Source organism: Nostoc sp. UIC 10607 (genome assembly GCF_047228265.1).
Classification (GTDB): Bacteria; Cyanobacteriota; Cyanobacteriia; order Cyanobacteriales; family Nostocaceae; genus Nostoc; species Nostoc foliaceum_A.
In genome coordinates this window covers 1-231 of record NZ_JBIQNW010000307.1, presented here as the reverse complement: position 1 = coordinate 231, position 231 = coordinate 1, and the positions used below count along the sequence as shown (strand labels likewise).

The 231-nt window shown below is 44.6% G+C and carries 1 protein-coding gene; it reads left to right on the top strand.

Annotated elements, in window-relative coordinates; all coding sequences use genetic code 11:
- On the top strand, positions 1-231 hold a 231-nt coding region (locus ACEYW6_RS36860), incomplete at both ends, for a helix-turn-helix domain-containing protein (RefSeq protein WP_412983701.1).

Sequence of the window (231 nt, the reverse complement as noted above, 5' to 3'; positions counted from 1 at the left end):
ACTGACTAGAGAAGAAGACAAAACGTTGCAGGAATTAAGCCTTGCAGAGAATGTACCTCGAAGAGTCAAAATTAGAGCGATCGCATTACGACTCAATGCCGATGGTTTAACAGTTCCAATGATTTCTGGTCACTTACATATTCATGAGCATACGGTTCGAGCCACATTACGTAGATGGGAAAACCAGGGATTAGGTGGATTGTGGGAAGCACCTGGACGTGGAGGAAAACG